This window comes from Acrocarpospora sp. B8E8 (genome assembly GCF_039871605.1).
In the GTDB taxonomy this organism is placed as follows: domain Bacteria; phylum Actinomycetota; class Actinomycetes; order Streptosporangiales; family Streptosporangiaceae; genus Acrocarpospora; species Acrocarpospora macrocephala.
The window spans coordinates 39,427-58,189 of the sequence record NZ_JBDPLV010000006.1 but is presented as its reverse complement, the minus strand read 5'-3'; the positions used below and the strand labels follow the sequence as shown (position 1 = coordinate 58,189).

The following is an 18,763-nucleotide window of genomic DNA, read 5'->3' as shown; positions in this document are numbered from 1 at the left end:
CAGTGGCAGATCCACAACCCATACGGCAAGCCCTCGGCCAACGGCTTCGCGAGCTACGTCGGACTGCGCGACTGACCGGCTACCAGCTTGCGGAGCTGCTTGGCTGGCAGCAGCCTAAAGTCAGCAAGATTGAGAACGGACGGCAAACTCCATCGGAGGACGACATCCTCGGATGGACGCGTGCCACACGCAGCGAAGATCAGGCCCTAGACCTGCTCGCCACGCTGCGCAGCTTGGAGTTCATGTACGCCGAGTGGCGTACTCAACTTCGCGCCGGGATGCGCGCTCGCCAAGAATCGATTCGGGATCTTGAGGAACAAGTATCTCTAATTCGGAACTACGAGAACGTCTTCATCCCGGGCATCCTCCAGACCTCCGAATATTCACGAGAACTCCTCGTGGAGAGCGCCGCGTTCTACGAGATTCCCGATGACATCGACGAAACCATCCAAACCCGCCTTCGCCGGCAGGACTTGCTCTATCGTGGGCGTACACGGTTTCACTTCGTCATCGCAGAGGCCGTCCTGCGCTACCGTTTCTGCGCGCTCGATGTGATGGTGGCACAACTCGACCGGCTAATGACCTTGTCGGCTCTGCGTAACGTCCAGTTCGGGATCATTCCCTTTGCGGTACGTCCGCGGCTGTCAGCCCAACACGGCTTCTGGATCTACGATGACCGGACGGTGCTCGTAGAAACAATCGCAGCCGAGTTGACTCTCACCCAGCCCCAGGAAATCGCCGTTTACGCCAAGGCGTTCGACTGGCTAGCCGGGTCGGCGGTTTACGGAACTGAGGCCCGTCACATGATCGCACGCGTAGTTGATGACTATACGTCTGAATCGTCGTGATACTCGGTCATTCTCATCAGGAGCTGGGCAAACACATGTCAAGCATCTTCGAGAATCATTCTTGAGTCTGGGCAATCCTGCGACTTACCGTGTGAGGTATGCCCCCGCACGATGAAACCCCGCAAGCGCGCAGCGCTGGCCTTTCTGGGCATCACGCCCCCGCTGCACCGCAGATCCCCCGTCAGGTCCTACCCGTCCAGGGTCCGCCAGTTCGTCGACATCGGGTCGGGGCTGCCTACACGCGACAACACCCATGAGGTCCTTCAGGGAGGACGGCACGAGAGGGTGTTTCCCTTTCACCCATTTCGCCCCTTTCCCGCCTGCAGCCGCAGCCCTCTGCTTGTCATGCACGTTCCTGGCAGTTTCCCCTAGATCAGCCAAACCGAGAGGTAGGGAGATCAATGGACGTCCAGACGCGCGCTGACCGAGAGGAAAGGCTCTTGGCGCTACCCGATCATGCCGCGCGGTTGTTCGGGCTGCTCGGGTTGCATCCCGGGGCTGATTTCTCGGCGGAGTCGGCTGCTGCGCTGGACGGCAGAGGGGTTGGGCCGGTTCTGGGCCTGTTGAAGGCGTTTGACGGGGTGGGGCTGGTCAAGCGGGTGGTGCCCGGCCGGTACCGGATCGATGAGCCGTTGCGTGCCCACGCTGCCGTGCGGGCCCGGCTATCCGCCAGACAGGCAGATGACGCGCTGGTGCGGCTGGTGTCCTGGTATCTGCACACCTGCGATTGGCTCCAGCACACCCTCGCCCCCTGCGATGCCTACGACCTGGAGGTGGAGGTCCCAACCGGGGTCACGCCGAAGACCTTCGACCAGCCGCAGGCCGCGCTGGCCTGGTGGGAGACCGAGCGGGCCACCCTCGTCTCCATTGTCCGCCTCGCCGCGCAGGCCGGGCTGCATGGGCTGGCCTGGCGGATGTCGGCGGTGCTACGCGCCGTCTACGCCCACCGCAACGCCTTCACCGACTGGCGGGAGGTGGCCGCCATCGGGGCCGCCGCCGCTGTCGACGACGGTGACCTTGCCGGTCAGGCGCTGGCCGCCGAAAGCCTCGGCGACCTCTACGCCCAGACCAGCCGCCTGCGGGAGGCCGAATCCCACTATCGATACGCGCTGGAGCTCTACCGTCGTGTGGGCGACCGTTTCGGCCAGGCGCGTTCGGTGAACGCGCTCGGTCTGCTCTGCCTGCGCCGACGTCACCTGCGGGAAGCCTGCGCGCACTTTGAGGACAGCTCGCTCATTTTCGCCGAACTCGATGACACGGCCCACTGGCTGGCCGTCACCGGCGCCAACGAAGCCGAGGCACTGATCGAACTGGACCGGGCGGCGGAGGCGGCGCACGTCCTCAGCGAGATCGTGGAGGTCTTTGACTATTTCCGCGACCGGCGCTCGCAAGGGAACGCGCTGTTCCTGCTGGCCCGCGCTCAGCGGGCGCAAGGGGATCTGATCAGCGCCCGCGCCTCCATTGACGCAGCCGTGGCCATCGCCACGACAGCCGCTACCGTCGGCAATCCGATATGGCGGGGCTCCTGGCTCGTGGAGCTCGGCCAGGTGCAGCGCGCGGCTGGGCAGAGAGCCGAGGCGCTGGAGACCTACCAGCGTGCCGCCGAGATCCTCCGCGAATTCGGCGATCGCGGCGGCGAGGCCTTGGCCTTGGCCGCGGCTGCGGAGATCCACCGGGAGCAGGGCCGCCCGGAGGAGGCGGTCACTCTGCACCGCGCCGCCGAAGCCGTCCACCGCGATCTGGGCGACCGCTGGCATCAGGCGCTCAGCCTGGTCGGCATGGGCAAGGCCCTGGCCTCGCTGCAACGCCTCCCGCAGGCGCGCACGCAGTGGCAGCTCGCGCTGGCCGCGCTCGCCGCTTTCACCGATCCCTCGGCGATGAAACTGTCTCGGGAGATCCAGGTCACGCTCACCTACCTTCGCGGCCGTTGACCGGCCTGCTCAGCGGAAGTGCCCCGCGTGCTCATCGGAAAGTGGTCAGCTCTTCGCTGGCTCGCCGGGCCGCGAGAATCGCCGGTAGGTACTGCTCGCTCCAGGTGCGGGCGGCGTCGATGAGGATCAGCATGCTCCGCCCGAGTTCGGTGAGCTCGTATTCGACCCGGGGAGGGTTCTCGTCGTAGGCGGTCCTGGTCACCAGTCCGTCGCGTTGCATGGCGCGCAGAGTCGCGGTGAGCACTTTGGGGGTGATCGTGCGAAGTGGAACCCGTAGTTCGGTGAAGCGCCTCGGTCCGTCGGCGAGGCACCTAACGATCATTCCCGTCCACTTGTCGCCGATTTGAAAGGGGATCGCACTGGACGGGCACATGGGGTCGAACATGTCCGGATCAAGTGGCTCGATCATGGTCCCGCAGCATAGGCCAGTATCGTTGAAGTAACCAGTATCCCGTGGATACCGTCATGGCCATGAGCATGATCGTTGTTTTCGGAGCGGGTGGCCGTGCGGGTCGCGCGGTGGTCGACGAGGCGTTGTCGCGGGGTCACCGCGTCACCGCTGCTGTGCGGGACACGGCCAAATACCCAGACCTGGAGACGGAGGGCGTCATCCTGGTCCGCGCGGACGTGACGGACGCCGCCTCCATCGCGGAAGCCGCCCGAGGCGCGGACGCCGTGGTCCACGCGGTGTCCCCGTTCTCCGGCCCAGAGCAGGGTTTCGACACCCTAGATCCCGCGTTCTTCGTGAAGGCCGCAGACGCCCTGCTGGCGGGCCTGACCGTGGCGAAAGTCGGAAGGCTGCTGGTGATCGGCCTATTCGCCACTATGCCCGACAGGTCCGGCGGGCTGATCATGGACGATCCGGCCGCTTTTCCGCCGGAGATCAAACCGTTCGCCCGCGCCCACGCCGACGGCTTCGACCGCCTGAACGCGGCGGGCACCCCGCTCGATTGGCTCATGCTGACCCCGCCCGCCAACCTGTCGCTCGACCTCCCGCGGACCGGTTCCTATCGCCTCACCACGGAGCCGTACATGGAGGACGGCCAACTGTCCTACGCGGACCTGGCCGTCGCGATCGTCGACGAGATCGAACGACCTGCCCACCACAGGATCCGCGTCCCTGTCTACAGTCATTGATCGACATGTCGTACAAGATCTATAGAGTGCGCCACCAGGGCCGCTGCCGACCACCTGCGCGGGTGGTCCTCGCCCGTCTCCCATGCCCACACTGGGGCCGTAGCAGCTGAACCGACCGCCGCCGAACTGCGTGCCACCGCGTGCCGTCCAGTCAACCGGCCAGCTGTGTCGCGGACCCCGAATTGATCGACGACTGACACTACGCGCCCGCGTGAAGGGGGGCGGCCCACAGTGCGGGGTTGTGGGGTGCGTGATGGCGGGTGTGCTGGATGGCCAGCGGCTCCAGTGCAGCCAGCCGAGCAGGTAGCGGGCCGCCCAGGGCCGAAGGAATTCTCGCCTTGTGAGGCCGAGGGAGATGAGAGGGTTGCAGAAGTCGTCGCGTGCCCAGCGGGTACCTTCGGCGATGTCGGTGAAGTTCAGTGGGCATAGCGCGCCGATCGCGTGGCTACGCATGGTGGCGCGCCGATCGCGTAGCTACGCACGGCCAGGATCGACTCTTCACGCGCTGTCTCAGGATCGGGGAACTCCCTCAACCTCTGGGTTCCCGGCCTGGGTGGGTGGCGCTCTCGTGCCGGTCCGGTTCAGCGTCGGAATCGTCCGGCGAAGCGGCTTTTGCCGTGGTAGAGGAGGGTCCAGGTGCCGTCGTGGTTGCGGCGGGTGCGGTAGTGGTCGGGGTGGGTTGCTTTGTCGCGGTTGTGCCAGGTGCAGGCGGGGGCGAGAAGGTCCAGGTCGGTGGTGCCGCCCTCAGCCCAGCCTTTCACATGGTCGATTTCGGCCATGTCGGCGGGGATGGGGCAGCCCTCGCGGTAGCAGGTGGTGTAGCGGGCCAGGACGGCCCGCCGCTGGGCGGGCGTGGCCAGGCGAACCGCGCGGCCCATGTCCAGGACCTGGCCCTGGGCGTCGACCACCAGGCGGACCAGTCGTGAGGTCCGGGCGAGCCGGTGGACGTCGGAGATGGGCAGCAGCTGCCCGGTGGCGATCAGCAGCCCGGGCGCCAGCCGATCCGGCGCGTGCCCACAGGTCCTGCACACATCCCCCACCGGCCCCTCACCCGCGCCCACGTTACCGGCACCCGCCCCGGCTGAACCTGCCCCGGCTGAACCCGTGCTCGTGCTGCCCGCGCCCGCTTCGGCTGAACCCGTGTCCATGCTGTCGGCACCTGCTCCGGCTGAACCGGTGCTCGTGCTGTCGGCGCCCGCTCCGGCTGAAGTCGTGCCTTCAGTGTGGCGGGGACCGGCCGCGTGGCAGGTCGAGCCGTCACCGGCCTGAGGTGTCCCGGGCCGGGTATCGCTGGAGCCAGTGGTGTCGGCGTCGGTGTCGGTGGCGGGGTCAGCGGTGTCGGCCGCAACTGCGTCGGCCGCGGCGGTGTCGGCGTGTCCGGCTGTGCTCTGCGATGGCGGCGCCCCCGTAGTGGGCATAGCGGGCATGGTGGACGTGCTGGACGCCGCATGGGTGGAGTCGGCGTCATGTGTGGGGTGGTCGGTGATGTGGTCGGTGGTGGTGGGGTGGTCGTGTGTGGGGTGGTCGCCGGTGGTGGGGTGGTCGGTGGGGAGGGATTCGGCGCGGACCAGGACCAGCAGTTCGGTGGTGACCTTTTTGCTCAGCAGCGCCGACAGGGCGTCGGCCTGGCGGAGCCGGAGTGGGCGGTCGTCGTCTTTGCCTTTCGGTCTGGCGTAGGCGGTGAGGAACTCGCGCAGGCGGGCGCCGGCCTCCCGCGGCAGCCGGAACTCCCCCTCCACGCCGCCGGTACTGGACGGGCGCACCAGCAGGGAACGGGCGGCGTAGTCGGTTTCGGCGTCATCGTCCAGGGCGCCCGGGTCCAGCAGCTCCCGCAGGTACTGTCCGGCCTTGAGAATCTCGGCCGGGGTGGCGCGGTCGGCCAGGTCCAGCAGGATCGGCTCGGCCAGCCCGGCCTGGGCGTCGGTCAGGTGGGTGGTGACCTGGCTGATCGCCTCGACCGACCCCTCGGCCAGCGTGCCGGACGCGAACCGATCCCGGACCAGAGGCAGCCGGGCCAACTGCATGGCCAGCCGGATCAGCCGGGAGGCGCCCGCACTGCTCATCCCCGCCGAGGCGCGCAGCCAGGTGCCGGTGGAGGCGTGCCCGCCGCTGCCGGCGCTTTTGGCCTCACCGGTGGCGTGGACGCGTCCCACCCGTGCGGCGATCGCCGAGCTCAGCCGGTCCTGGGCGAACAGCAGGTCCTCCGTCTCGCCCACCCACAACCCGGCATCCTCGGGCAGGTCGGCCATCGCAATCCGGGAGGCGAGCTGCCGGAACTGGGCCACCAGCACCCCCGAACCCACCGGCTCGCCCCAGGCCTCCGGCCCCATCGAGCGGCCAGCGTCAGCCGAGCGGCCAGGGTCGGGGGAACGACCAGGATCGGTGAAGCGACCGGCGTCGGTCGAGCGGCCAGAGTCGGGGGAACGACCGGCGTTGGCCGAGCGGCCAGGGTCGGTGGAGCGGCCAGGATCGGGGGAAGGACCAGAGTCGGTGGAGTGGCCGTAGAGGAACTGCTGCCGTTTGTTCTGCTGCGGAGTGTTCTGCTGCCCCGCGTCGCCGTATGGGTCGCTGTGGGCGTCGTCGAAGGTGTCGTCGGCGGGACGCTGGGGCGGGACGTAGTCAGGGTCCAGCACCGTGCCCTTCAGGAACGCGGGCAGTTCGCGTCCGCGGGCGCCCTTCGCGCGGGAGGGGTCCCGCACGTCGATCGGAGAACCGAGCATGAAGGCGCCCCCCTTTCGCTTCGGCGGATCCGAACAACCACCCTCACGCTATCCAGCGGCTACGACAAAACCGGGCCTTGATCCGCGATAAAACCGCAGGTCACAGCTCCGTCAAAAGATCTACCTACCACTATCCGAAGAGTCATCCGCCAGGCCCGATCAGCAGTTGGACACCAACCCGCGGGCCCTCAACCCGCGAAGAACGGGCCTCCTCGCGATCATGCGCAGCTACGCGATCGGCGCGCTACGCCTGCTCAACTTCACCAACATCGCCGACGGAACCCGCTGGGTCTGCGACGACTTTCACCACCCGCTGATTGCTCTCGGTCTCACGATCTGAGAACTCCTTCAGCTCTGGCGGGCCGCCGCATCGTCGTCGCCGGCGAGTTCGCTCAGCCGCCGGGCGTCATCGAGCGTGCCTGGTTCGAGGATCGACGGCGGCCCTTCCCCGGCTCGACTTTCTTCAGCCGCGCCTGCATGGCGGCCATCAAGTCGCCCCGTTCGCCCACGTTCGCCCTCCTTGGCATCGCGTATGCGAGGCATATTTCTGATAAAGCCCCACAAGTCATGGCTCCGTCGCGCGAACTGAGGTAGGGATGCGGTTCGTAGCGGATGGAGTCAAGCCCTGGCACGCACTGTCCTCTGATTTAGGACTTGACACGGCATTACGACGGCCCGTGCACGCTATAAGCGATATTTGTCCGATCTGCTAAAACGATCACATGGAGGGTCCGTGTTTGTGGACGATTATTCGGTCCGGGCATAAGGCATGTATCAGCATGCGCACCTGCTGGTTGTTATTGCCGCATTGTCCCACCCGGTTGGGTTTTTGTGGCTTATGGGGATGGGGTCACCGGAGTCCGAATCGGGTGTGTTATTGAAATGGTATTCCTGTAGGGCTATCTCGTGTTATTGGTGCTGGATTAGCTTTGTGGGCGACAAGGGGGCGTAATTGGGGGCAAAGAGTATGCCCTTGGTGTGATTAGCGCATCGAGAGAGGTATGAATGCGAAGTAGAATCACATTCGGCATGGCGATGATATTCGGGGTATCGCTCATGCTGCCGGGAGCACCCGCGGTCGCTGACACAGCTCAGGACATCATCGCGGCGCTGGACATCGATCCGGCGACGGTCGTCTCAGCCGAGGCTCTTGGGGATCCCAGCGCGGTGGGGGACGGCTCCGCGTCGATCGCGGGGCTGCCGGTGCAGGGCGGGAACTACCTGGTGCTCTCCACCGGAAAGGCCGCGGACGTTCCAGGAAACTCCGCGGAGAACTTTATCTCGACGGATCTCGAGTCGGCGTTGCCGGGCGCCGACGGGAACGACCTCACGCAGGTGAAGCTCCACCTCAGGCCGCCGGCCACGGCGAGTTGCGTCGGGTTCGACTTCTCTTTCCTCTCCGAGGAATACCCGGAGTACGTCGGCTCGGCCTACAACGACGTGTTCACGGCCGAGCTCAACGAGTCGCAATTCGAAGTCCAGGACGGTCAGCTGATCGCCCCGAACAACTTCGCCTACGATTCGCAGGGCAACGCCGTCTCCATCAACACCGTCTACGGTTTCGCGCCCGTCCCGGGAACCAACATGGACGGAGCGACGCCGGCCCTGACGGCGACGAGCCCGCTGGAACGCCGCGGGGACGGAACGATCGACTTATTCCTCTCCATTCAGGATCTCGGGGACCCGGTCTACGATTCCGCCGTGCTCGTGGACAATCTCCGCTGGCTGTACGGTCCCACCTGCACGCCCGGAACCGCCGAACTCACCGACACCGACGGCGACGGTCTCTCCGACGTGTGGGAGACCGAAGGCATCGACTACGACAACGACGGAACCCCGGAGGTCGACCTCCCGGCCATGGGGGCCGATCCGCAGCACCGGGATCTTTTCATCGAGGTCGACTGGATGGACAAGCAGCCCACCTGCGTCTGGTTCATCTGCTGGGGCGGGAAGAACCTCGCCCCGCAGCAGGCCGCGCTGGACGACGTGCGGGCGGCCTTCGCGGCGGCTCCGGTGTCGAACCCCGCGGGCGGCGACGGCATCCGCGTGCACGTCGACAGCGGTCCGGGCAGCGTGATGAACCCGCAGACCGGGGCGACCTGGGACGACCGCAGCCGGGCGAACGCCGTCGGGTTCGTCGAAAGCCTGGGCACCTTTGACGGCGGCGCGTACGACTGGAGTGCCTTCGACACCATCAAGTCCGCGAATTTCACCTTCACCCGCCGTGACGCCTTCCATTACGTCCTGTACGGCAACACCTACGCGGGTTCCGGCTCCTCCGGCATCTCCCGGGGCATCCCCGCGAGCGACCTCGTGATCACCGACGGGCACTCCGGCTGGGGCGGTGGTTTCACCCGGACGCAGGAACGCGGAACGTTCATGCACGAGTTGGGGCACAACCTCGCGCTGCGCCACGGTGGCGGAGACGACGTGAACAACAAGCCCGACTACCTCAGCATCATGAACTACCTGTTCCAACTGCCCGGACTGCCGCCGGACAGCAGGCTCGACTACTCCCGCACGGCTCCCTTCGTCGACTGGGACCACCTGCGTTTCGACGGCGGCTCCGTCGGCGACCTGGGTGACTCCACGCCGCTGCCGCAGACCACCGAAGCCGACGACACGCTGGATCCCGCCACCGCGAAAGCGCTGAACGCCTTCGCCAAGGACGGGGACGGCCTGGTGAAGATCGTCGGGCCGAGCCTGCTCCTGCCGTCGACGGGAGGCCGGGACCTCCACATCGACGTCACCAACAGCGGCGCGGTCACCGACACCTTCACCGTCAAGGTGACGTCCGATGACCCGGACGTGACGGGCACCGTCTCGACCTCCGTCGGCGCGGGCGCGACCAAGCGGGTGACCGTCCCCGTCGACACGACGAAGATCGCTCCCGGCGCGCTGCATGTCACGGCGACCCTGTCCAGCGGCAAGGCGGGAGCCGGGCTCTCGTCCGACACCGCTCTCATCACCGTGCCCGATCTCAGCGATCCCGCCACCCGGGCGGCCGCCGAGGACGCGCTGACGAGGTTGCCGGACGCCGGGCTCGACCCCGCGGTGAAGGCCGAAGTGTCCGACATGGTGGGGAAGGCGCTCGCGCCCATCACCGCCAACCTCCGGCTGGACGGCACGCTCAAGCTCAACCGCGCCTACCGGACCGGACCGCTGTCCTTCGTCCCCTCCGAGGTCGCACCGACGACCATCAAGACCGCGGCTCCCGCGGGTCAGCCGGTCCTCAAAGTCGATCTCGTCAAGTCCGAGACGGTGAATCAGTGGCCCTTCTACACCGGAACGATCGTCGCGACGGCCGCGGACGGCACGCTCGTGACAGTCTCGGTGGAGGGAACCTGGTCGGCCAAGAAGCTGAAGTTCAGCGGCGTCTGGTCGGCCGCAGGTAAGACGGGCAGCGTCACGCTGACCTTCGTGTCCTGATCGATGCGGGCGCCGTCCGGCCGGGCGGCGCCCGCATCCTCATGAAAGGAGCAGCCCATGCCCAGAGCGCGATCTCCACTCGCGGTCCTCGTTCTGGTGATATGCGCGGGATGCGCCTCCCCTGCCACCACCTCCCCGGCGACCGGCCAGGAGGGAGTCAGCGCCTCGGAGGCCAAGTCGCTCGGCGCCTTCACCGCGCCCTACGACGCCCGCCTGGACCTCATCTCCTCCGGGCGCGGCCAGTGGGTCCTCCGGCTGGTCAACCGGGGTCGGCATCCGGACGACTACAGCTTCGTCCTCGACCCCGCGGCGGCTGGACGGGTCACTCCCGCCCGCCTCCATCTGGCCGTCGCGGAGGAACAACAGCTGACCGTGGATGGAGCCCCGGCGACGATCAGAGTACTCAGCCGGGGCAGGAACGCGGAGATCGCCGCCATCCCCCTCAGCTGACCCCGGTCTGGATCATCGTGCAGGATCGTCGTAGACGTACTGATCAGACTTTTGACAGGACTTAACGAACATGTCTCAGACGATCTGTGTGACCGGAGCGGGTGGTGTCGTCGGCGCCGCCACTGTGCACGAGCTGCTGGCGCACGGCTACCGTGTCAACGCGACCGACATCACTCCGCACCCAGGGGAGGCTCTGCCCGCGCAGTGGTCGCGGCCCGACTTTCAGTACACCCGCGCCGACCTCACCGACTACGGCGACACCGTCGACGTGCTGACCGGCGCCGACGCGGTGGTGCACATCGCCAACATCCCGGCGCCCACGCTGCTGCCGCCCGCCCGCACCCTTAGTGCCAACACGACCATGAACGGAAACGTCTTCCACGCCGCGGCGGCTCTGGGCATGCGCCGGATCGTGTACGCCTCCAGCGAGACCACTCTCGGCCTGAATTTCGAAACCCCGCCCCTGTACGCGCCCCTGGACGAGGACCACTACCCGCACCCGACCACCACCTACGCGCTGTCCAAAGTCCTCACCGAGACGATGGCGGAGCACATCAGTTCCTGGAGCGGCATCCCGTTCGTCGGCCTGAGGTTCTCCAACGTCATCAAGCCCACGGACTACGAGCGGTTCAGAAGCGCCTGGGACGACCCGCAGGTGCGCCGGTTCAACCTGTGGAGCTACATCGACGTGCGCGACTGCGCCTTGTCCGCCCGTCTCTCGCTGGAGGCCGATGTCACCGGTTCGAGCAGCTACATCATCGCCGCGACGGACACCGCGATGACCACCCCGTCGGCCCAGCTCATGGCCGAGCTCTTCCCCACCACGAAGATCACCAAGGAGCTGGGCGAGTTCGAATCCCTCATGAGCATCGACCGCGCCCGCGTTGCCCTCGGCTTCGAGCCCCGCCACACGTGGCGCGCGCACATCCAGGACCCGACAGCCTGACGCCACCACTGAAACAATGAGTAGATGGGTGTCCGGGTCGGTGTGTTGATCTGGGCCGGCGAATCATGGTCGTCGGCGGTTGAGGTCTGGCGTCGTGCCGAGGAGTGGGGGTTCTCGCACGCGTGGGCGTACGACCATGTCGAATGGCGTGGGCTCCGGCCGTGGTTCGACGCGTACGCGGTTCTGGCCGCTGCCGCCGCGGTCACCTCAAGGATCGGTTTGGGGCCGTTGGTGACCACGCCCAACTTCCGGCATCCTGTCCCGGCCGCGCATGCGCTCAAGACCGTCCACGACATATCCGGTGGCCGGCTGACGGTGGGCCTGGGCGCGGGCAGCGACGTCGACGACCTGGGCGTGCTGGGTGCGGCGCCGCCCGACTCGCGCGAGCGCGCGGAACGTTTCGCCGAGTGGGTCGAACTGCTGGAGCTGGCCTTCGGCGAGCAGCCGGTCAGCTGGCGGGGCCGTACCTGGTCGACGACGAGGACGCTCGTGGGCGGCCCGCGGCCGCCGTTCGCGATCGCCGCGGGCGGCCCACGGGGAATGCGGATCGTCGCCCGCCATGCCCAGACGTGGGTGACATTGGGCAACCGCTACAACCGTACGGGAACCGCCGAATCCGCCGTACGACGCCAGCTGGCCCTGCTCGGCGAGGCCTGCGCGGAGATCGGCCGCGATCCGGGCGAGCTCGACCGGCTCCTGCTGTCGGGCGTGACCGACGAACGGCCGCTCGCCTCCGTCCAGGCGTTCGACGACTACGCCGGGAGGTACGAGGCGCTCGGCATCACTGACATCGTGGTGCACTGGCCCGTGCCGGGGGGCAGGTTCGCCGCGGACCTCCGGGTTCTGGAACAGATCGCGCGAAAGCCTGACCGATCCAAATGAAACAAAGTGTAATTCCGGTAACCCCGTTTTATTCCGGATGAAACCGTTCGGTAATCGCCCGGCTCTGAAATCTTAGGCACGCGACCGATTCTTCGGCGGAGGTACGAGTGCCTGAAATGTATTTCCGGGTGCGCTGGCCGGATGGTTCCGTGCAACGCTGCTACTCGCCCTCCCTGGTGGTCGAGGATTATCTTTCCCCAGGCCAAGCGTACCCGACAGCCGATTTCGTGGCACGCTGCGAAAACGCGCTCCGAATCGCGAGCGACCGTGTCGCGGCGAAATACGGATTCGCCTGTACGGCTGCCGCCCAGCAACTCACCGAGATAGTGGAGAAAGCCGCCGGCCAGCCCGGTGACGTGCTCGTCGAGGGATTCGAGAGATGAATCTGGACGGCGCGCACCACCCGGTGGCGATCATCGGCGCCGGGCAGGCGGGGCTGTCGATGAGCCACTGCCTGACCCGGCGAGGGGTGGGCCACGTGGTGCTGGAACGTGGCCGGGTCGGCGAGGAGTGGCGTTCCCGGCGGTGGGACTCCTTCTGCCTGGTGACCCCCAACTGGCAGTGCCGCCTGCCGGGTTTCCCGTACGCGGGGGACGACCAGGACGGTTTCATGCTCCGCGAGGAGATCGTGAACTACCTGGAGGCGTACGCCGAGTCGTTCGCGCCGCCCGTCCTGGAGGGGGTGGCCGCGCTGCGGCTCACGGCGGGGGAGCGGTTCGAGATCGCCACCGACCGGGGCACGATGACGGCGGATCAGGTGGTGGTGGCCACCGGGCCGTACCAGACGCCGAGCGTGCCGAGGATGGCCGAGCGGATCGCGGTGCCGCAGGTGCACTCGGCGGAGTATCGCAATCCGGGCGCGCTGCCGCCTGGCCCGGTGCTGGTGGTGGGCAGCGGGCAGTCGGGCTGCCAGATCGCCGAGGACCTGCATCTGGCGGGACGCGAGGTGCACCTGGCGGTGGGCGGCGCGCCGCGGGTCGCCCGGCGGTATCGGGGCAGGGACGTGGTGGCGTGGCTGGACCTGATGGGTCACTACGACCGGCCGATCAGCGAGTTCGACGACCCGGACGCGGTCCGGGCGCGGGCCAACCACTACGTGACCGGCCGGGACGGCGGGCGCGACATCGACCTGCGCGCTTTCGCCCGCGACGGCATGCGCCTGTACGGCCGCCTCGCCGAAGTCACCGGCGCAACGCTCCATTTCGCCGATGACCTGCGCCGCAACCTGGACCACGCCGACGCGGTCTCCGAGGGCATCAAGGACTCGATCGACACCTATATCGACCTCCACGGCATCGACGCCCCCACCGAATCCCGATATATCCGGGTATGGGAGCCACCCGACGAGCCCGGCGAACTCGACGCCACCAGCTTGGCCGCGATCGTCTGGGCCACCGGTTTCCGGCGCGACTACGGCTGGATCCGCGTCCCCGTCTTCGACGGCACCGGCTACCCGGCGCACGAGCGCGGCGTCACCCGCTGCCCCGGCCTCTACTTCCTGGGCCTGCCCTGGCAGCACACCTGGGGTTCCGGCCGCTTCGTCGGCGTCGGCCGCGACGCGGAACACCTGGCTAGGCACATCGCCTCCGCCGCACCCCCGGCCAAAGCGACCAAAGAAGCCTACTTCGTCCACCCCGAACTGCTGGGGACATGATGACCGCCGACGCGCACCGCCACCTCGGAGTGCTCCCCAGCTACCCCTTCTACGGCGGCCCGCCGGTCAACCCCGACATCGGCGCCCGCGCCACCATCGCCGAACTACTCGCCGACATGAACGCGGAAGGCACAGAACGCGCCCTGGTCATCCCCAACTACGGCGTACCCGACCCGGACATCGCGTTCTCCTTCAACGAGCTCTGCCTCGAAGCCGCCACCCGCGACGACCGCGTCCGCTGCGGGCTCTGGGTCTCCCCTCGCCCCGCCGACCAGTCCCGTACGGAAGCGGCCCTCGCCCTCGCCGGAGAACAGGGAGTGCGCGCCCTAAAACTGAGCTTCCTCCTCGGCGGCCACCCCGCCGACGAAGCCTGCCGCCCCCTCCTGGACCAGATCTTCGCCACCGCCGCCCGCCACAACCTGGTCGTGCACGTCCACACCTCACCCGGCGCCGCCTCCGACATCGACGAGATCGGCCGCCTCGTCGACTGGTACGCCGACCACGTCGCCATCCACCTCGTGCACTTCGGCGGCGGCGCGAGCGGCCACATCAAGCTCGCCGGCCACCGGTTCTTCGACTGGATCGAAGCCGGCAAGCGCGTCTACACCGACCTCTCCTGGGCCATCGGATTCACCCCCCGCTGGCTGGTCCGGGAGATCGGCCGCCGTGGCGTCGGCCACGACCGGCTGCTGTTCGCCAGCGACGAGCCCTGGGGCGACCACCCCGGGGAGCACGCCCGGCTCCGCGCCGCCGTCGGCGACGGCGAGCTGTCCCGGCTGGTCTTCCGCGACACCTTCGAGAAGCTCTACGGATAAAGGAGTAATTCCATGGCCGACCTCACCGAGCTCGAGCAGGCGAGCCTCACCGAGATCCCGCACCCTTCGCTGCCCGAGGGCTCCAGCCTGTACGGCGACACCAAAGTCTTCCCCGACTACAAAGCCGAGAACGGCGAAACCTACTTCACCCTCGTCCACGGCATCGCCCACGAGTCCTCGGTCAGCTTCGTCGCGATCCTCCAGGCCACCCGCGCCCTCCGCAAAGGCTTCGAGTCGGCGATCTACTTCTACGGCCCCGGCTCGCTGAACTGCCTGGCCACCCGCGGCTTCCCGACCACCGGCAACTCGGCCTTCCCCGGCGAGCACAACATCAACAACTCGCTCAAGACGTTCATCGCCGAGGGCGGCAAGGTCTTCTGCTGCCGCTTCGGCCTGTCCCTGCACGGTGCCCGCGAGGAGGACCTGATCGAGGGCGTGATCCCGACACATCCGCTGGACGTGCAGGACGCGCTCATCCATTACGCCCGCAAGGGCGCGATCATCAACTCGACGTACATGTTCTGATGGACCGGATGGGAACCCGGGTCGACGTCGCCATCCGCGGCGTACGGCTCGACGCACCAGTACGCCGCAAGGGGGGCGCGGGACCCAGCGACGACGGCCACCTCGTGGTCGACGGCGCCGACGCCGCGATCCCCCTCAACCCCGACAGTCCGTACGTCGTGCGCGACGGCCGCCTCTACCTGGGCGGCACGGACACCGGCCTGGCCATCCGCCCGGTCCGGCGCCCGCGCTTCTACGACCTGGTCACGGCCGACGGCGTGCCGTACGAGAAGATCGCGAAGCTGCACGGCTCCGACGTGCTGGCCACCACGGTCGTCCAGACCTGCATCAGGTACGGCGAAGCCGACCGTTGCCGTTTCTGCGCGATCGAGGAGTCGCTGCGCTCGGGGGCGACGGTCGCCGCCAAGACCCCGGCGCAGCTGGCCGAGGTCGCCGAGGCGGCCGTCCGGCTGGACGGCGTGCGCCAGATGGTGATGACCACGGGCACCACCAGCGGACCCGACCGGGGCGCCCGGGTGCTGGTCCGGAGCGTGCGCGCGGTGCTGGCGGCCGTGCCCGGGTTGCCCGTTCAGGTGCAGTGCGAGCCGCCCGAGGATCTGGCCTGGATCGGCAGGTTGCGGGAGGCGGGGGCCGCGGCGATCGGCATTCACGTGGAGTCCCTCGACGACGAGGTCCGGCGCAGGTGGATGCCGGGCAAGGCGGGCGTGCCGCTGGCGGCGTACGAGGCGGCGTGGGACGAGGCGGTCCGGGTCTTCGGGCGGAACCGGGTCTCGACGTACCTGCTGGTCGGGCTGGGGGAGGACGCCGACGAGCTGGTCGCGGGCGCGGCCGGGCTGATCGAGCGGGGCGTGTATCCGTTCGTGGTGCCGCTGCGGCCGATGGCGGGCACGCTGGCGCGCCGGGACGGTGTCGCGGCGCCGTCGAAGGAGCTGGTCAGGGAGGTCACCGAGCGGGTGGCGGCCCGGCTCAAGGCGGCGGGGATGACCGGTGCGGAGCAGCAGGCGGGCTGCGCGGCCTGCGGGGCGTGCAGCGCGCTGGCGATGGCGGGCGGGTGACCATGCTCACCGAGTCGGTCTGCGACGCCCTGCTCGGGGTCGAAGGATGGCACGCGGAACCGTGGCCGGTGGACGTGCCCGCCCTGCTCGGCCAGGAGAGCCCCCGGCCGCCCCGGCCGTTCACGATCGGGCGGGCCGACGATCGGGGCGCCGTGTTCGCCTACCGGATGTTGCGGCGGCGGGTGTTCGTGGAGGACCAGGGCCTGTTCGGCGACAGCGACCTGGACTTCCACGACGACGACCCGCGGACCGTGGTGCTGGTGGCCAGGGACCCGGCCGGAGCCGTGATCGGCGGGGTCCGGCTGGGTCCCGCCGCCGACGGGCCGGACCTCGGGTGGTGGCGTGGCGGGCGGCTGGTGGTGGCGCCCGGGCAGCGCGGCGCCCCCGGCGTCGGCCCGGCCCTGGTCCGCGCCGCCTGCGCGCACGCCGAGGCGGCAGGGGTCGTGCGGTTCGACGCCGACGTGCAGGCCAGGCACGAGTCGCTGTTCGTCCGCCTCGGCTGGCGGCGGGTCCGGCCGGTCGCCGTCCAGGGTGTGCCGCACGTGCTGATGCGCTGGCCGATCGGCCGGGTCGCGGCGGCGGCCGCGGGGAAGGCCGCGCTGGGGCCGCTGCTGCGCGGGCTCGACCTCGGCGGGCGCGGCTTCGTCGGCGACGACGGCGCGCCCGTGCCGGGTGGTGACCTGGTCGCGGCTTGTGACGCGATCCTGCCGTCGATGGTGGAACGGGACCCTGACTGGGCGGGCTGGTGTGCCGTCCTGGTCAACGTGAACGACCTGGCCGCGATGGGCGCGGCTCCGGTCGGGCTGCTGGACGCGCTCGGCGCGCGGGACGCCTCGTTCGCGGCCCGGGTGCTGGCGGGGCTGCACCGGGCGTCCGACGCGTACGGGGTGCCGGTGCTGGGCGGCCACACCCAGTTCGGCGTTCCAGCGGCGCTGTCGGTGACGGCGCTCGGTCGTACCGCCCATCCGGTCCCGGGTGGTGGCGGGCGTCCGGGGCAGCGGGTGCGGCTCACCGCGGATCTGGGCGGGCGCTGGCGGCCCGGATATACGGGACGGCAGTGGGATTCCACCTCAATCCGCACCCCCGACGAGCTTCGCACCATGATCGGCGCGGTTGGGGCGGCCAAGCCCGCAGCGGCCAAGGACGTGTCCATGGCCGGGATCGCCGGGACGCTCGGCATGCTGGCGGAGGCCAGTTCCTGCGGGGCGGTTCTGGACATGTCCCGACTGCCACGGCCGCAGGGTGCCACCATGGGCGACTGGCTGACGTGTTTCCCCGGGTTCGCCATGCTCACCACCGATGCCCCGGACGCGCCTGGCTTGCCGGCAGGGCCCGCGACCGGCGCCGAGTGCGGCGAGCTCACCTCCGGCCGTGGCGTACGGCTGCGCTGGCCGGACGGCGAGCTGACCGAGGCGCTCAGCGGGCCCGTCACCGGAATGGGACCGGCATGATCAGGATGGCCGCGGTCGCGGCGCCGTTCGGGCGGGACATGGCGGAGTGTTTCGCCCGGATCGCCGACCTGACCGGCCGGGCCAGGGCCGACGGGGTGCGGGTGCTCGCCCTGCCCGAGGCCTGTCTCGGCGGCTACCTGGCCAACCTCGACGGCGACGCGGAAGGGCCGCCCGCGCTCGCGGCCGACGGGCCCGAGATGCGGCGGCTGCGCAGCCTGGCGGGGGACATGGTCGTCTGCGCCGGATACTGCGAGTCGGACGCGGGCCTGCGCTACAACAGCGTCGTATGCGTGACCGGCGACGGCGTGCTCGGTCACCACCGGAAGGTGCACCAGCCGCTCAGCGAGGACAGCTCCTACGCGGCGGGCGACGGGTTCGCCGCCTTCGACACGCCGGTCGGGCGGCTGGGCATGCTGATCTGCTACGACAAGGCGTTTCCCGAGTCGGCCAGGGCGCTCGCGCTGGACGGGGCCGAGATCGTGGTGTGCGTGTCGGCGTGGCCGGCGAGCCGTACCAACCCGGCCCCCGACCTGGCCGACGACCGGTGGACGCGCCGGTTCGACCTGTTCGACCAGGCGCGGGCGCTGGAGAACCAGGTGGTCTGGCTGTCGGCCAACCAGTCGGGATCCTTCGGCGACCTGCGTTTCGTCGGGCGGGCCAAGATCGTCGGTCCGGGAGGGGAGATCCTCGCGAGCACTCCCGTGGACGGCGGTATGGCGGTGGCGGAACTCGACGTCCAGGCCGCGCTCGCCGCCGCCCGGCGGTCCATGGGCCACCTGCGCGACCGCCGTCCCGAGACGTATTAACCAAAAACCCGTCCCATAGACAGCCGCATAGCCGCCGACCAGGCGACTCACCGTTGCGGCTGTCCAGATCACGACTTTTTAATTAACACGCGGCTCCCGTGGGAGGATCCTGAC

Annotated in this window: 16 protein-coding genes; 14 read left to right on the top strand and 2 right to left on the bottom strand. The window is 68.8% G+C overall.

Annotated elements, in window-relative coordinates:
• Window positions 1–2: 2 nt before the first annotated feature.
• Together ABGB08_RS07720 and ABGB08_RS07715 are read left to right on the top strand one after the other, a co-directional pair.
• A complete protein-coding gene (locus tag ABGB08_RS07720) occupies window positions 3–848 on the top strand; it encodes a helix-turn-helix transcriptional regulator (RefSeq protein ID WP_347587774.1) in 846 nt (281 codons plus the stop codon).
• A 440-nt stretch (window positions 849–1,288) separates the two neighbouring features.
• Complete coding sequence (locus ABGB08_RS07715; protein ID WP_347587772.1) at window positions 1,289–2,779, top strand: tetratricopeptide repeat protein; 1,491 nt, start codon at window positions 1,289–1,291, stop codon at window positions 2,777–2,779.
• 31 nt (window positions 2,780–2,810) lie between these two features.
• Here ABGB08_RS07715 and ABGB08_RS07710 read toward each other — a convergent pair whose 3' ends face one another.
• Window positions 2,811–3,188 carry a helix-turn-helix domain-containing protein gene (locus tag ABGB08_RS07710; RefSeq protein ID WP_155352429.1) on the bottom strand — a complete coding sequence of 126 codons (378 nt, stop codon included), beginning with the start codon at window positions 3,186–3,188 and terminating at the stop codon, window positions 2,811–2,813.
• 62 nt (window positions 3,189–3,250) lie between these two features.
• Between ABGB08_RS07710 and ABGB08_RS07705 the strand changes: the two genes are divergently transcribed.
• Window positions 3,251–3,916, top strand: a complete 666-nt coding sequence (locus ABGB08_RS07705) for an NAD(P)H-binding protein (protein WP_347587769.1) — start codon at window positions 3,251–3,253, stop codon at window positions 3,914–3,916.
• Window positions 3,917–4,497: 581 nt separating this feature from the next.
• Here ABGB08_RS07705 and ABGB08_RS07700 read toward each other — a convergent pair.
• Entirely contained in the window at window positions 4,498–6,636 is a 2,139-nt protein-coding gene (locus tag ABGB08_RS07700) for a hypothetical protein (RefSeq protein WP_347587767.1), read from the bottom strand.
• Window positions 6,637–7,665: 1,029 nt separating this feature from the next.
• Between ABGB08_RS07700 and ABGB08_RS07695 the strand changes: the two genes are divergently transcribed.
• From ABGB08_RS07695 to ABGB08_RS07645, 11 genes are all read left to right on the top strand, one after another.
• Window positions 7,666–10,065 carry a choice-of-anchor L domain-containing protein gene (locus tag ABGB08_RS07695; protein WP_347587765.1) on the top strand — a complete coding sequence of 800 codons (2,400 nt, stop codon included), beginning with the start codon at window positions 7,666–7,668 and terminating at the stop codon, window positions 10,063–10,065.
• 57 nt (window positions 10,066–10,122) lie between these two features.
• On the top strand, window positions 10,123–10,515 hold the full coding sequence (locus ABGB08_RS07690; RefSeq protein WP_347587763.1) for a hypothetical protein: 393 nt from the start codon (window positions 10,123–10,125) through the stop codon (window positions 10,513–10,515).
• Between the two features lie 70 nt (window positions 10,516–10,585).
• A complete protein-coding gene (locus ABGB08_RS07685) occupies window positions 10,586–11,461 on the top strand; it encodes an NAD(P)-dependent oxidoreductase (protein WP_347587761.1) in 876 nt (291 codons plus the stop codon).
• 24 nt (window positions 11,462–11,485) lie between these two features.
• Window positions 11,486–12,343, top strand: a complete 858-nt coding sequence (locus ABGB08_RS07680; RefSeq protein WP_347587759.1) for an LLM class flavin-dependent oxidoreductase — start codon at window positions 11,486–11,488, stop codon at window positions 12,341–12,343.
• A gap of 116 nt (window positions 12,344–12,459) precedes the next feature.
• Window positions 12,460–12,726 carry an MSMEG_0570 family nitrogen starvation response protein gene (locus ABGB08_RS07675; RefSeq protein ID WP_246268122.1) on the top strand — a complete coding sequence of 89 codons (267 nt, stop codon included), beginning with the start codon at window positions 12,460–12,462 and terminating at the stop codon, window positions 12,724–12,726.
• Window positions 12,723–13,997, top strand: coding sequence for an MSMEG_0569 family flavin-dependent oxidoreductase (locus tag ABGB08_RS07670; protein WP_347587757.1), 1,275 nt, complete (start codon window positions 12,723–12,725; stop codon window positions 13,995–13,997). The genes ABGB08_RS07675 and ABGB08_RS07670 overlap by 4 nt, the downstream gene beginning before the upstream one ends.
• Window positions 13,994–14,812 carry an amidohydrolase family protein gene (locus ABGB08_RS07665; RefSeq protein ID WP_347587755.1) on the top strand — a complete coding sequence of 273 codons (819 nt, stop codon included), beginning with the start codon at window positions 13,994–13,996 and terminating at the stop codon, window positions 14,810–14,812. Before ABGB08_RS07670 ends, ABGB08_RS07665 begins: the two co-directional genes overlap by 4 nt.
• A gap of 12 nt (window positions 14,813–14,824) precedes the next feature.
• Window positions 14,825–15,337 (top strand): MSMEG_0572/Sll0783 family nitrogen starvation response protein, encoded by a 513-nt coding sequence (locus tag ABGB08_RS07660; protein WP_155353453.1) that lies wholly within the window; start codon window positions 14,825–14,827, stop codon window positions 15,335–15,337.
• A gap of 8 nt (window positions 15,338–15,345) precedes the next feature.
• On the top strand, window positions 15,346–16,392 hold the full coding sequence (locus ABGB08_RS07655; protein ID WP_347587752.1) for an MSMEG_0568 family radical SAM protein: 1,047 nt from the start codon (window positions 15,346–15,348) through the stop codon (window positions 16,390–16,392).
• A gap of 2 nt (window positions 16,393–16,394) precedes the next feature.
• Complete coding sequence (locus tag ABGB08_RS07650; protein ID WP_347588081.1) at window positions 16,395–17,843, top strand: MSMEG_0567/sll0787 family protein; 1,449 nt, start codon at window positions 16,395–16,397, stop codon at window positions 17,841–17,843.
• Window positions 17,840–18,649 (top strand): carbon-nitrogen hydrolase family protein, encoded by an 810-nt coding sequence (locus ABGB08_RS07645; protein WP_347587750.1) that lies wholly within the window; start codon window positions 17,840–17,842, stop codon window positions 18,647–18,649. The genes ABGB08_RS07650 and ABGB08_RS07645 overlap by 4 nt, the downstream gene beginning before the upstream one ends.
• The last annotated feature ends 114 nt before the right edge of the window (window positions 18,650–18,763 follow it).